Below are 13,580 nucleotides of genomic sequence, written 5' to 3'. Positions count from 1 at the left end.
AACCCATCGGACCTGCCGGGAATATCCACATCTCCCTCATTGACATGAACGCGTCTACGCGCGTCATCATGAACCCATGAGATTCCCCCCACGCACCACTCGCATCGGCGCCGCGGCGGCCCTCTTCTCCGCCCTCCTCCTCGGCGGCACCGTCTCCGCCACCACCGCGGACGCGGCCACCGCCTCGGTCGGCAGCATCTGCTACGGCTCCCTGCCGTCCCAGGCGTACGACACCCTCGACCTCATCGCCCAGGGCGGCCCGGACCCGTACTCCCAGGACGGTGTCGTCTTCCAGAACCGCGAGGGCGTCCTCCCCGGCCAGTCCTCCGGGTACTACCACGAGTACACGGTCATCACCCCGGGCGAGTCCACCCGCGGTGCCCGCCGCATCGTCACCGGCCAGCGGACCCAGGAGGACTACTACACCTCCGACCACTACGCCACGTTCGACCTCGTCGACTACGGCTGCTGACCACTCCGGTTCACCCCGCCCCGCGACCCTTCCCCCCACAGCGGGGGTCGCGGGGCGGGGTCGTGTCCGGGGCGGGTCAGACGTACGAGGACCGCAACCGGTCGGGAACCTCCGTCAGGGCGACGGCTCTTCGTTCGCGCCGGGAGATCTCGCACGCCTCCGCGACGCGCAGGGCCTGCAGCGCCTGCCAGCCGTCGCAGGGGTTGGGGTGTTCGCCGCGGACCACGTCCACGAAGGTGCAGAGCTCGGACTCGTAGGCGGTGCCGAAGCGTTCGAGGAAGCCGGGCCAGGGTCTGTCGGCCGGGGGAGGGCCGGTCGGTTCGGTGGAGGCGACCGGGGTGCGGTCGTCCAGGCCGACGACGACCGTGTCGAGCTCGCCGGACAGCTCCATGCGGACGTCGTAACCGGCGCCGTTGAGGCGGGTCGCGGTGGCCGTGGCGAGGGTGCCGTCGTCCAGGGTGAGCAGGGCCGCGCCGGTGTCGACGTCGCCTGCCTCGCGGAACATGGGGGGACCGGCGTCGGAGCCGGTCGCGTACACGTCGGTCACTTCACGGCCGGTGACCCAGCGCAGGATGTCGAAGTCGTGGATCAGGGTGTCCCGGAACAGCCCGCCGGACAGCGGCAGCCACTCGCGCGGGGGCGGGGACTGGTCGGAGGTCAGGGCGCGCACGGTGTGCAGCCGGCCGAGCCGGCCCGAGCGCACCGCCTCACGGGCACCCACGTACCCCGCGTCGAAGCGCCGCTGGAAGCCCATCTGGAGCACGGTGCCCGCCGCGGCGACCTCGGCGAGCGCGTGCAGCGTGCCGGGCAGGTCGAGCGCGATGGGCTTCTCGCAGAACACCGGCAGCCCGGAGCGGGCCGCGCGGCCGATCAGCTCCGCGTGCGCCGCTGTCGCGGTGGTGATCACCACCGCGTCCACGCCCCACTGGAAGACCTCGTCCACGCCCGGCGCCGCCGTCTCCCCGAGCCGGTGCGCCAGTTCCTGCGCGCGTAACGGATCGGAGTCCGTCAGGATCAGCGATCCGACCTCCCGGTGGCGGCTCAGCGTGTTGGCGTGGATGGCCCCGATGCGGCCCGTCCCGATGACCCCGATGCGCATGAGGACACATTGAGGGGGAACAACGTGCACCTGTCAATCAAAATGTCAGGACAACCGGACTTCACGACTTCCCGTCATCCGGGCACCGGACTACGCTCGAGCCCGTGCCGAAACCAGATGTGGACCCGACCGCGCCGCTCGGCCTCCGCGTGGACCGAAGCTCCCCGGTGCCCCTGTACTTCCAGCTCGCCCAGCAGCTGGAGGCCGCCATCGAGCGTGGCGCCCTCACCCCCGGCAGCCTGCTCGGCAACGAGATCGAGCTGGCCGCCCGGCTCGGCCTGTCCCGGCCCACCGTCCGCCAGGCCATCCAGTCCCTCGTGGACAAGGGACTGCTGGTGCGCCGCCGCGGTGTCGGCACCCAGGTCGTGCACAGCCAGGTCAAGCGCCCGCTGGAACTGAGCAGCCTCTACGACGACCTGGAGGCGGCCGGCCAGCGGCCCGCCACCAAGGTCCTGGTCAACACGGTCGTCCCGGCCACCGCCGAGATCGCCGCCGCGCTCGGCGTCACCGAGGGCCATGACGTGCACCGCGTCGAGCGGCTGCGGCTGGCGCACGGCGAGCCGATGGCGTACCTGACCAACCACCTGCCGCTCGGCCTGCTGGACCTCGACACCGCCCGGCTGGAGGCCACCGGCCTGTACCGGCTGATGCGCTCGGCCGGCATCACCCTGCACAGCGCCCGCCAGTCCATCGGCGCCCGCGGCGCCACGCTCGCCGAGGCCGAACGGCTCGCCGAGCCCGAGGGCGCCCCGCTGCTCACCATGAGGCGCGTCACGTTCGACGACACCGGCCGCGCGGTCGAGCAGGGCGACCACACCTACCGTCCGGCCCGGTATTCCTTCGAGTTCCAGCTCCTGGTACGCCCCTGAGCCAGGCCCAGCCGCGTCATATTGTCCGGACAAATGCCCTGTCGAAACCGCCCCGGACGGGTAACGAGTGTTCCGCGTGTTCGATACTGAAGTGTTTGCGTCAGAACACGGCAAGCGTTCAGAACACGGCAAGAAGGGGCACGGCCTCGTGGCACGGTTTCAGAACCGGGTAGGCATGACGGCGGCAGGAGCGTTCGCACTGCTCGCCTGCGTCTCGCTGACCGCCTGCAGCAGCACCGGCGGCAAGAAGGCCGAGGACGCCCGCAAGGCCGCCACGGCCCAGGGCAGGGCAGCGGTGACCACCCCCCGCTGGACCATCGCGATGATCACCCACTCCGGCGACGGCGACACCTTCTGGGACATCGTGCAGAGCGGCGCCAAGCAGGCGGCGGTCAAGGACAACATCAACTTCCTGTACTCGCACGACGACGAGGCCCAGCAGCAGGCCCAGCTCGTGGACGCCGCGATCGACAAGAAGGTCGACGGGATCATCGTCAGCCTGGCCAAGCCCGACGCCCTCAAGGCGGCCGTGGCCCGCGCCCGCAAGGCCGGCATCCCGGTGGTCACGGTCAACTCCGGCTCGGCCCAGTCCAAGGCGTTCGGCGCCCTCAGCCACATCGGCCAGGACGAGACCATCGCCGGTGAGGCGGTCGGTGAGGAGCTGAACAAGCGCGGCCGCAAGAACGCCCTGTGCGTCCTGCACGAGCAGGGCAACGTCGGCCACGAGCAGCGCTGCGACGGCGTGGAGAAGACCTTCCACGGCAAGGTCAGCAAGCTCTACGTCAACGGCACCAACATGCCCGACGTCCAGTCCGCCGTCGGCGCCAAGCTCCAGGCCGACCGGGACGTGGACGCCGTCGTCACCCTGGGCGCCCCCTACGCCGACACCGTGGTGAAGGCCAAGGCGGACGCCGGCAGCAAGGCCGAGGTCGACACCTTCGACCTCAACGCCAAGGTCGCCGCCGAACTGAAGGACGGCACGCTCGGCTTCGCCGTCGACCAGCAGCCCTACCTCCAGGGCTACGAGGCGGTCGACCTGCTGTGGCTCTACAAGTACAACGGCGACGTCCTCGGTGGCGGCAAGCCGGTCCTGACCGGCCCGCAGATCATCACCAGGGACCAGGCGGGCGCGCTCGCGGCGTACACCGATCGGGGCACCCGATGAGCACCACCACCGGCACGCGGCCCACCGAGGGCCCCGCACCGGGCGGCGAGCGGCCCCGCGACGAGCGGCTGCTGCGCACGTCCCCCCTGCGCAAGCTGCTGTCCCGGCCCGAACTGGGCTCGGTCGTCGGCGCCCTCGCGGTCCTGATCTTCTTCGCGGTAGCCGCCGACGGCTTCCTGCGCCCGTCCAGCATCAGCACCGTGCTGTACGCCTCCTCGACCATCGGCATCATGGCCGTACCCGTGGCCCTGCTGATGATCGGCGGCGAGTTCGACCTCTCCGCGGGCGTCATGGTCACGTCGTCCGCGCTGATCTCCTCGATGTTCAGCTACCAGATGACGGCGAACATCTGGGTGGGCGCGGGAGTGTCCCTGCTGGTCACCCTGGCCGTCGGCGCGTTCAACGGGTTCATGCTGACCCGCACCAAGCTGCCCAGCTTCATCGTCACGCTGGGCACCTTCCTGATGCTCACCGGCATGAACCTGGGCTTCACCAAGCTGATCGACGGCACGGTGTCCACCAAGTCGATCGGCGACATGGAGGGCTTCCCGAGCGCGCACGCCGTGTTCGCCTCGACCCTGAGCCTCGGCGGGGTCGACCTCAAGGTCACCGTGTTGTGGTGGCTCGGCCTGGTGGCCCTCGCCTCCTGGGTGTTGCTGCGCACCCGCGTCGGCAACTGGATCTTCGCGGTCGGCGGCAACGAGGACGCGGCCCGCGCGGTCGGCGTCCCCGTCGCCAAGACCAAGATCGGCCTCTACATGGGCGTCGCCTTCGGCGCCTGGGTGTCCGGGCAGCACCTGCTGTTCTCCTTCGACACCGTCCAGTCCGGCGAGGGCGTCGGCAACGAGCTGATCTACATCATCGCGGCCGTCATCGGCGGCTGCCTGATCACCGGCGGCTACGGCAGCGCCGTCGGCTCGGCGGTCGGCGCCCTGCTGTTCGGCATGACCAGCAAGGGCATCGTCTTCGCCGAGTGGAACCCGGACTGGTTCAAGTTCTTCCTCGGAGCCATGCTCCTCCTGGCGACCCTGCTCAACACCTGGGTCCGCAAGCGCGCGGAGGCCACGAAATGACCGTCACCGAAGAGCGCGTGCCCCTGGTCGAGCTGACCGACGTCAGCAAGCACTACGGCAACGTCCGCGCCCTGGAGGGCGTCTCCCTGGAGGTGCACGCCGGGGAGATCACCTGCGTCCTCGGCGACAACGGCGCGGGCAAGTCCACCCTGATCAAGACCATCGCGGGGCTCCACCAGCACGACGGCGGCACCCTCAGCATCGAGGGCGAGGAGACCCGGCTCGCCTCCCCGCGCGACGCCCTGGACCGGGGCATCGCCACGGTCTACCAGGACCTCGCCGTCGTCTCCCTGATGCCGGTCTGGCGCAACTTCTTCCTCGGCTCCGAGCCCCGCAAGGGCAAAGGCCCCTTCGCGCGCCTGGACACCGATCTGATGCGCCGCACCACCCGCGAGGAACTGCTGCGCATGGGCATCGACCTGCGCGACGTCGACCAGCCCATCGGCACCCTCTCCGGCGGCGAGCGCCAGTGCGTGGCCATCGCGCGCGCCGTGCACTTCGGCGCCAAGGTGCTCGTCCTGGACGAGCCCACCGCCGCACTGGGCGTCAAGCAGTCCGGTGTGGTCCTCAAATATGTGGCCGCGGCACGTGATGCGGGCCTGGGTGTCGTACTGATCACCCACAACCCGCACCATGCGCATCTCGTCGGCGACCGCTTCGTGCTGCTGCGGCGCGGAGCCATGGTGGGCAACCACACACGTGACGAGATCACCCTGGACGAACTGACCAAGCAGATGGCGGGCGGAGCGGACCTGGACGCTCTGCACCACGAGCTGAGGCGCGGCTGACGGGCGCGGAGCCGCGGGGATTCGCGGCTCCGCCCCCGACAGCGCCGCGCCCGGCGTGAGCGTGAGGCACAATCGAGCCCGATGAGCACCTACCGCGACCTCGCCGCCCCCATCGGCTCCCGCCGCGCCCCCGTCCTGCGCACGGTGGGCAGCCGGGAACGCCGCTCCCACCTGACCGCGCCCCGCGTGCCCACGGTCGGCATCGACATCGGCGGCACCAAGGTCATGGCGGGCGTCGTGGACGCGGACGGCAACATCCTGGAGAAGCTCCGGGCGGAGACCCCGGACAAGTCCAAGAGCCCGCAGGTCGTCGAGGACACCATCGCCGAGCTGGTGCTCGACCTCTCCGACCGGCACGACGTGCACGCCGTCGGCATCGGGGCCGCCGGCTGGGTCGACGCCGACCGCAACCGCGTCCTGTTCGCCCCCCACCTGTCCTGGCGCAACGAGCCGCTGCGCGACCGTCTCGCCGCCCGGCTGTCCGTGCCCGTCCTGGTGGACAACGACGCCAACACCGCGGCCTGGGCCGAGTGGCGCTTCGGTGCCGGGCGCGGCGAGGACCACCTCGTCATGATCACCCTCGGTACCGGCATCGGGGGCGCCATCCTGGAGGACGGCCAGGTCAAGCGGGGCAAGTTCGGCGTCGCGGGCGAGTTCGGCCACATGCAGGTCGTGCCCGGCGGACACCGGTGCCCGTGCGGCAACCGCGGCTGCTGGGAGCAGTACAGCTCCGGCAACGCCCTGGTCCGCGAGGCGCGGGAGCTGGCCGCTGCCGACTCCCCGGTCGCCTACGGGATCATCGAGCACGTCAAGGGCAGCATCGGCGACATCACCGGCCCGATGATCACCGAGCTGGCCCGCGAGGGCGACGCCATGTGCATCGAGCTGCTCCAGGACATCGGCCAGTGGCTCGGCGTCGGCATCGCCAACCTGGCCGCCGCCCTCGACCCGTCCTGCTTCGTCATCGGCGGCGGGGTCAGCGCGGCCGACGACCTGCTCATCGGCCCCGCGCGGGAGGCCTTCAAGCGGCACCTCACCGGCCGCGGCTACCGCCCCGAGGCCCGCATCACCCGCGCCCAGCTCGGCCCCGAGGCCGGCATGGTCGGCGCCGCGGACCTGGCCCGGCTGGTCGCCCGCCGCTTCCGCCGCGCCAAGCGCCGCCGCGTGGAGCGCTACGAACGCTTCGAGCGGTACACCCAGGGCCGCCGGGACCGGGACACCGCATGACCACCTCGCTTCCGCACCAGGCCGCCGCCCCGGGCACGCCGCACCCGGCGGGGGAGGACCCGCGCCACCGCGTCAAGCGCCGCGCCCTCACCCTGCTGATCATCGTGCTGCTCATCGGCGTACCGGCCGGATACCTGGTGATCTCCGCCAACCAGAGCCGGGACAGCGGCAAGGACAAGGAAGCGAAGTACTCGGCCACCGGCCTCACCCCCGGCTGGCCCTCCAAGGTGCAGCGCCGCCTCTACCAGGTGCCCGTGCCGCACCCCGCCGACCGGCTCGCCTACTACGAGACCAACAACTGGAAGACCAGCCGCCTGTACGTCCAGTTCCGTACCAACGGCGCGGGCCTGGACAGCTTCCTCGGCACCCTCGGCATCCGCCGCGACCAGCTGAAGCAGGGCGCCGTCACCATCGGCGCCCGCGACCGCCAGATCTCCGGCTGGAACCTCACCGGCCCCGGCCCCTGGTCCGGCTGGACCCACCAGCAGAAGAACCCGGCGCCCACCCAGGACGTGGTCGTGAACATGGCCGACCCGGTCTATCCGACGGTGTACGTGGTCAGCCGCACGGTGCCCTGACCCCGCCGGAGAACGCGTTGTCAGACCCCGCCCGTACAGTCGGACACGGCTCATCCGACAGGGACGGGAGGTGACAGGACACATGAGTGACGGCACGGCCACGGCGACCCCCCGCGCGCTGACCGGGGACGCGGTCCCCGCACGCCTCGCCTGCGTGTTCCTGCCCGCGCCCCTCCCGCGCGAGGCCCGCGTCGCCTTCTGGGACCCCGACGGCGAGCCCCTCCTGGACGCCACCGACGAGCTGACGGTCGTACGGCCGCACGGTTCGGGTGTACGGCGCCGTCAGGTGCCCGCGCTCACCCTGTCCCTCGCCGACGCGCTGCCCCTGCTGGTCCGGGCCCGGCACGATCCGGCCGCGCATCCGGCCACCGCCTGCTGGGGGGCCGCCGCGCTGCACGCGCTGCGCCTGACCGCGCGGGGGCGCCTGCTGCCCGGCCTCACCCCCGGCGGGCACGACGCCTGGCGTGCCGGGCCGCTGGAGCCCGACGACATCGCCCACCTGCGCTCGGTGGCCGCCGCGCTGCCGCCCGAGGGCCACGCCGTGCCGCTGCCCGGTCCCGGACCGCTGACCCTGCCCGAGCCCGAGGCCCTGGTCCGCTCCTTCCTGGACGCCGTCGCGGACACCCTGCCCCGCACCCCCGCCGCCCCGCACACCAGCGGGCGCCCCTTCGCCGCCCGCGAGCCCCAGCCGCTGCCCGGCGCCCGGGACTGGGCGGCCGAGGTCGCCGCCGGCATGGACGCCGGCGTACGGGTCTCGCTGCGTCTGGACCTGTCCGGGTACAGCGTCTTCGACACCGGTGACGACCAGCGGGCGCGGGCGGCCGGTGCCGCCGTCGTGCAGGTCCACAGCCTGGCCGACCCCACCCTGGTCGCCGACGCGGCCGCCGTGTGGGCCGGGGACGCGGACGCCTTCGGGCCCCGCGCGCACGTGGACGCCGCCCTCGCCGTCCGGCGCGCCGCGCGCGTGTGGGCGCCGCTGGACCGGCTCGCCGAGCAGGACGTGCCCGACGTGCTGGCCCTGTCCGAGGAGGAGGTCACCGACCTGCTCGGCGTGGCCGCCGGCCGGCTCGCCGCCGCCGGGGTCGCCGTGCACTGGCCCCGGGACCTCGCGAGCGACCTCGCCGCCACGGCCGAGGTCCGCACCGCTCCCGGCTCCGCGACCGACGGCACCGGGTTCTTCGAGAGCGAGGAACTGCTCAGCTTCCGCTGGCAGCTGGCGCTCGGCGGCGATCCGCTCACCGAGGCCGAGATGGACACGCTCGCCGAGGCCCACCGCCCGGTCGTCCGGCTCCGCGACCGCTGGGTCCTGGTCGATCCCGCCCTGGTCCGCAAGGCGCGCAAGCGCGAACTGGGCTTGCTCGACCCCGTCGACGCGCTCGCCGTCGCCCTCACCGGCACCGCCGAGGTCGACGGCGAGACCGTGGAGGCCGTCCCGACCGGCGCCCTCGCGGCTCTGCGCGACCGGCTCACCGCGGGGCTGGCCCCGGCCGAGCCGCCCGCCGGGCTCGACGCCACCCTGCGCGACTACCAGTTGCGCGGGCTGGCCTGGCTCGACCTGATGACCTCCCTCGGCCTCGGCGGCTGCCTCGCCGACGACATGGGCCTCGGCAAGACGATCACCCTCATCGCCCTCCACCTCAAGCGCGCCCGCACCGAGCCGACCCTGGTGGTCTGCCCCGCCTCCCTGCTGGGCAACTGGCAGCGGGAGATCAACCGTTTCGCGCCCGGTGTACCCGTCCGCCGCTTCCACGGCGCCGACCGCACCCTCGACGCCCTCACCGGCGGCTTCGTCCTCACCACCTACGGCACCATGCGCTCCGCCGCCGCCCAGCTCGCCGAGCAGCCCTGGGGCATGGTCGTCGCGGACGAGGCCCAACACGTGAAGAACCCGTACTCCGCCACCGCGAAGGCGTTGCGCACGATCCGGACCCCCGCGCGCGTGGCGCTCACCGGCACCCCGGTGGAGAACAACCTCTCCGAGCTGTGGGCCCTGCTCGACTGGACCACGCCCGGCCTGCTGGGCCCCCTGAAGTCGTTCCGCGCCCGGCACGCGCGTGCCGTGGAGAACGGTGAGGACGCCGAGGCGGTGGAGCGGCTGGCCCGGCTCGTCCGGCCGTTCATGCTGCGCCGCAAGAAGTCCGACCCCGGCATCGTCCCCGAACTCCCGCCCAAGACCGAGACCGACCACCCGGTGCCCCTCAGCCGCGAGCAGGCCGCGCTGTACGAGGCCGTGGTGCGCGAGTCGATGCTCGCCATCGAGGAGGCGAACGGCATCGCCCGCCGGGGCCTCGTCCTGAAGCTCCTCGGCGCCCTCAAGCAGATCTGCGACCACCCGGCGCTCTACCTCAAGGAGGAGCCCGCCCGCCCCGACCGGCTCCTGGCCCGCTCCGGCAAACTCGCCCTGCTGGACGAGCTGCTGGACACCGTGCTCGCCGAGGACGGCTCGATCCTCGTCTTCACCCAGTACGTCGGCATGGCCCGGCTCATCACCGCACACCTGGCCGACCGCGCGATCCCCGTCGACCTCCTGCACGGCGGTACCCCGGTGCCCGAGCGGGAGCGGATGGTGGACCGTTTCCAGTCCGGCGAGATCCCGGTCCTCGTGCTCTCCCTCAAGGCGGCGGGCACCGGGCTGAACCTCACCCGCGCGGGACACGTCGTGCACTTCGACCGCTGGTGGAACCCCGCCGTCGAGGAACAGGCCACCGACCGCGCCTACCGCATCGGGCAGACCCAGCCCGTGCAGGTCCACCGCCTCGTCACCGAGGGCACCGTGGAGGACCGCATCGCCGAGATGCTCACCGCGAAGCGGGCTCTGGCCGACGCGATCCTCGGCTCCGGGGAGGCGGCCCTGACCGAGCTGACCGACCGCGAACTGACCGACCTCGTGTCCCTGCGGAGGCCGGAATGAGTGCTGAGGAGCGGACTCCGGCGGAGGAGGCCCGCGAGGCGCTGCGCGCGGCTCGGGCGGGTGCGTCCGGGGAACCCGCCGAGGGGTCGGCGGACGGTCTCGCGCAGGGCGTGGCGCCCGACACCCGGCCCGGCGAGTTGGCTCGGGCCGGCGAGGCGGCTCGGGCCGGCGAGGCGGCTCGGGCCGCGCTGCGCGCGGCCGTGGCGGCCCGGCGGGAGGGTGAGGCGGCCCCGGAGGAGGCCGATGCCGGTCCCGAGGAGCCGGCCGCGCCCGCCGCCCCCCGGCCGAACCCCACCGGCCCCCGCCCCGGCGACGCGGCCCGCGAGGCGCTCCGCGCCGCCCGCCAAGAGGCCGACCGAGCGGAGCGGCGCCCCCGGAAGACCACCCGGCGCCCCGCACCCGCCCCCGCCGAGGACCGCTCCGCCCCCGCCCAGGCAGCCCGCGACATGCGGAACTTCCTCAGCACCGCCTTCCGCATGCCCGACACGGCCGACGACGACCCCGGCGCCGACACCCGGCCGGGCACCGACACCCCGCAGCCCCCCGCCGAGCACGCCCCCACCCCGCCCGCGCCCGGCACCACCGGGACCCGCACCCCCGGCCACCCCGCCCCGCCCCACCATCCCTCGTCCATGGCCAGCCCCCACCGCGACAGCGAACTCCGCCGCACCTTCCCCCCGTTCGCGCCCCGCCCCGAGCCGCAGGACTTCGCCACCACCTGGTGGGGCCAGGCATGGGTCGACGCCCTGGAGCACACCGCGCTGGACGTCAACCGGCTGGCGCGAGGGCGCGGTTACGCGGACGCGGGCCACGTCGACGCGATCACCGTGACACCAGGACTGGTACTGGCGTACGTCCGGGGGAGCCGCCCCCGGCCGTACCGGGTGCAGTTGCGCCTCAGAAGGCTGAGCGACGAGGACTGGGAGCGCCTCCTGGAGGCGGCCGTGGACAGCCCGGCCGACATCGCCGCGCTGCTCGACAAGGAGCTGCCGCACACCCTGGCCGACCTTGGCCTGCCCCTGCTGCCCGGACCCGGCGACCTGATCCCGCAGTGCAGTTGCCCCGACTCCGGCCGCCCCTGCAAGCACGCGGCCGCGCTCTGCTACCAGACGGCCCGGCTGCTGGACGCCGACCCCTTCGTCCTGCTCCTGCTGCGGGGCCGGGGCGAGCGGGAGCTTCTGGACACCCTGTCCCGGCGCAGCGCGGCGAGCGCGGCCCGCGCCGCCCGGGAGCGGGGCCCGGCCGCGCGGCCCGGCGTACGCGCGTCGGAGGCGCTCGCCGGCCGCCCGCTGCCCCCGCTGCCGGCCCCCCAGCCCGCGCCCGCCCACCCCGAGGCGCCCCCGGCGTACCCGGCGGCGCCGGGCGGACCCGACCCGTTCGCGCTGGACCAGCTGGCCACCGACGCGGCCGCCCGCGCGCACGCGCTGCTCACCACCGGCCGCGACCCGGTGGGCGGACTGACGCTGTGGCAGGACGCGGTGCGCCTCGCGGCCGCCCGCCCCGGCTCCGGTCTGACCGCCGCCACCCGCAGCCTGTACGCCACCCTGGCCGCCGCCGTGGACCGCACCCCGGCCGAGCTGGCCCGCGCGGTCGCCGCCTGGCGGCAGGGCGGCCTCGCGGGGCTGGCCGTGCTGGAGGAGCCCTGGGACCCGCCCGCCGGCCGCTTCGACCGGGCCCGACCGCTGCTGCTCGCCGCCGACCTGCCCGCCTTCCGCCCCTGGCGCAACCACCTCACCCACCCGGCGGGCCACGCCCAACTCCGCCTGGGCCAGGACGGCTTGTGGTACGCGTACGAGTCGGAGCCCGGCCAGGAGGACTGGTGGCCGCGCGGCGCGCCCGACCTCGACCCGGTTTCCGCCCTCACCACCCTGGACATACCGGACACCCTCTGAGCGCGGTACACCCGCGGTGAAGACGGTGTGAGAGTTCGCCGCGCTTTCCGGGGAGCCCTCCGTCACGCACCGGGCCCCCCGGCCCGGCGGGGGCGTCCGGGCGGTTAGCGTGGTGCGGTGAGTGAGAAGAAGACCCCCACCCTTCAGTACCGGTTCGACGGCCCGGAAGACGCCCCCGTGCTCATCCTGGGACCCTCCCTGGGCACCACGTGGCACATGTTCGACCGCCAGGTGCCGGAACTGGTCAAGCAGTGGCGGGTCCTGCGCTTCGATCTGCCGGGCCACGGCGGCGCCCCGGCCCACCCGGCCGGGTCGGTCGCGGAGCTGGCCACGCGCCTGCTGGCCACCCTGGACAGCCTCGGCGTGCAGCGTTTCGGCTACGCGGGCTGCGCCCTCGGCGGCGCCGTCGGCATCGAGCTGGCCCTGCGCCATCCCGAGCGGCTCGCCTCGCTCGCGCTGGTCGCCGCCTCGCCCCGGTTCGGCACGCCGGACGAGTTCCGTCAGCGTGGCGTGATCGTACGGACGAACGGGCTCGACCCGATCGCGCGAAGCGCGCCCGACCGCTGGTTCACCGGGGGCTTCGCCGCCGCGCAGCCCGCGATCACCGAGTGGGCGGTGCAGATGGTCCGCACCACCGACCCCGGCTGCTACATCGCCGCCTGCGAGGCGCTCGCCGCCTTCGACGTACGTCCGGAGCTGGGCCGTATCGGCGTGCCCACGCTGGTGCTGGTCGGCTCCGAGGACCAGGTCACCGGCCCCGCCGAGGCCCGCACCCTGGTCGCCGGCATCCGGGACGCCCGGCTCGCGGTCGTGCCCGGCGCCTCCCATCTGGTGCCGGTCGAGCAGCCCGCCGCCGTCACCGACCTGCTGGTCCGGCACTTCTCCACCGCCTGGCAGCAGCCCTTCGACACCGGCCAGACCGCCCTCCCGGCCGCCGCCGCGCCCGTCACGGCCCCGGCCGCCCCCGCGCCGGTCGCCATGCCCACCCCGGCCGCCGCCCCCGTACCCGCCCCCGCCGCACCCCCGCGTACCGCGCCGGTCGCCGAGATCGCGGCTGCAGCCGAGCCGCCGCAGCCGGTCGCCCCGCCGGACCGGTACGAGACGGGCCTCAAGATCCGCCGCGAGGTACTGGGCGACGCGCACGTCGAGGGCGTGCTCGCGCGGGCCGACGAGTTCTCCGGCGACTTCGAGGAACTCGTCACCCGCTACGCCTGGGGCGAGGTGTGGGACCGGCCCGGCCTCGACCGCAAGTCGCGCAGCTGCGTCACGCTCACCGCGCTGGTCGCGGGCGGACACCTCGAGGACCTGGCGGTCCACACCCGCGCCGCGCTCCGCAACGGCCTCACCCCGCAGGAGATCAAGGAGGTGCTGCTGCAGGCCGCCGTCTACTGCGGTGTCCCGGCGGCGAACGGCGCCTTCCGCGTGGCCCAGCAGGTCATCCGCGAGGAGACCACGCCCGTCGAGTGAGGCCACCGGCGGCCCGAGGCGGCCCGAGGCGGCACGATG

The 13,580-nt window shown here is 73.8% G+C and carries 11 protein-coding genes; 10 read left to right on the top strand and 1 reads right to left on the bottom strand.

What is annotated here, in order from left to right; all coding sequences use genetic code 11:
- Positions 1-76 precede the first annotated feature (76 nt).
- On the top strand, positions 77-472 hold the full coding sequence (locus EV284_RS21775) for a ribonuclease domain-containing protein (RefSeq protein WP_130336788.1): 396 nt from the start codon (positions 77-79) through the stop codon (positions 470-472).
- A gap of 76 nt (positions 473-548) precedes the next feature.
- Here EV284_RS21775 and EV284_RS21770 read toward each other — a convergent pair whose 3' ends face one another.
- A complete protein-coding gene (locus EV284_RS21770; RefSeq protein WP_130336786.1) occupies positions 549-1,571 on the bottom strand; it encodes a Gfo/Idh/MocA family oxidoreductase in 1,023 nt (340 codons plus the stop codon).
- A gap of 119 nt (positions 1,572-1,690) precedes the next feature.
- On the opposite strand from EV284_RS21770, the gene EV284_RS21765 reads away from it, so the two are divergent.
- The 9 genes from EV284_RS21765 to EV284_RS21725 all read left to right on the top strand — a co-directional run bounded on the left by EV284_RS21765 (position 1,691) and on the right by EV284_RS21725 (position 13,541).
- Positions 1,691-2,440, top strand: coding sequence for a GntR family transcriptional regulator (locus tag EV284_RS21765; RefSeq protein ID WP_130337452.1), 750 nt, complete (start codon positions 1,691-1,693; stop codon positions 2,438-2,440).
- 175 nt (positions 2,441-2,615) lie between these two features.
- Positions 2,616-3,605: a sugar ABC transporter substrate-binding protein gene (locus EV284_RS21760; RefSeq protein ID WP_207229102.1), complete on the top strand. Its 990-nt coding sequence runs from the start codon at positions 2,616-2,618 to the stop codon at positions 3,603-3,605.
- On the top strand, positions 3,602-4,678 hold the full coding sequence (locus tag EV284_RS21755; protein WP_242625775.1) for an ABC transporter permease: 1,077 nt from the start codon (positions 3,602-3,604) through the stop codon (positions 4,676-4,678). The genes EV284_RS21760 and EV284_RS21755 overlap by 4 nt, the downstream gene beginning before the upstream one ends.
- The gene (locus EV284_RS21750) at positions 4,675-5,466 is read left to right on the top strand and encodes an ATP-binding cassette domain-containing protein (protein ID WP_130336782.1); all 792 of its coding nucleotides are present in this window, start codon (positions 4,675-4,677) and stop codon (positions 5,464-5,466) included. The genes EV284_RS21755 and EV284_RS21750 overlap by 4 nt, the downstream gene beginning before the upstream one ends.
- A gap of 81 nt (positions 5,467-5,547) precedes the next feature.
- Positions 5,548-6,693, top strand: a complete 1,146-nt coding sequence (locus EV284_RS21745; protein WP_130336780.1) for an ROK family glucokinase — start codon at positions 5,548-5,550, stop codon at positions 6,691-6,693.
- On the top strand, positions 6,690-7,271 hold the full coding sequence (locus tag EV284_RS21740; RefSeq protein ID WP_130336778.1) for a sugar kinase: 582 nt from the start codon (positions 6,690-6,692) through the stop codon (positions 7,269-7,271). The genes EV284_RS21745 and EV284_RS21740 overlap by 4 nt, the downstream gene beginning before the upstream one ends.
- A gap of 82 nt (positions 7,272-7,353) precedes the next feature.
- A complete protein-coding gene (locus EV284_RS21735) occupies positions 7,354-10,182 on the top strand; it encodes a DEAD/DEAH box helicase (protein WP_130336776.1) in 2,829 nt (942 codons plus the stop codon).
- Positions 10,179-12,074 (top strand): SWIM zinc finger family protein, encoded by a 1,896-nt coding sequence (locus EV284_RS21730; protein ID WP_130336774.1) that lies wholly within the window; start codon positions 10,179-10,181, stop codon positions 12,072-12,074. The genes EV284_RS21735 and EV284_RS21730 overlap by 4 nt, the downstream gene beginning before the upstream one ends.
- A 117-nt stretch (positions 12,075-12,191) precedes the next feature.
- Entirely contained in the window at positions 12,192-13,541 is a 1,350-nt protein-coding gene (locus EV284_RS21725) for an alpha/beta fold hydrolase (RefSeq protein WP_130336772.1), read from the top strand.
- The last annotated feature ends 39 nt before the right edge of the window (positions 13,542-13,580 follow it).

It is taken from the genome of Streptomyces sp. BK022 (assembly GCF_004217355.1).
In the GTDB taxonomy this organism is placed as follows: Bacteria; Actinomycetota; Actinomycetes; order Streptomycetales; family Streptomycetaceae; genus Streptomyces; species Streptomyces griseoluteus.
The sequence above is the reverse complement of the archived record's forward strand: the minus strand, read 5'-3'. Positions and strand labels throughout refer to the sequence as shown.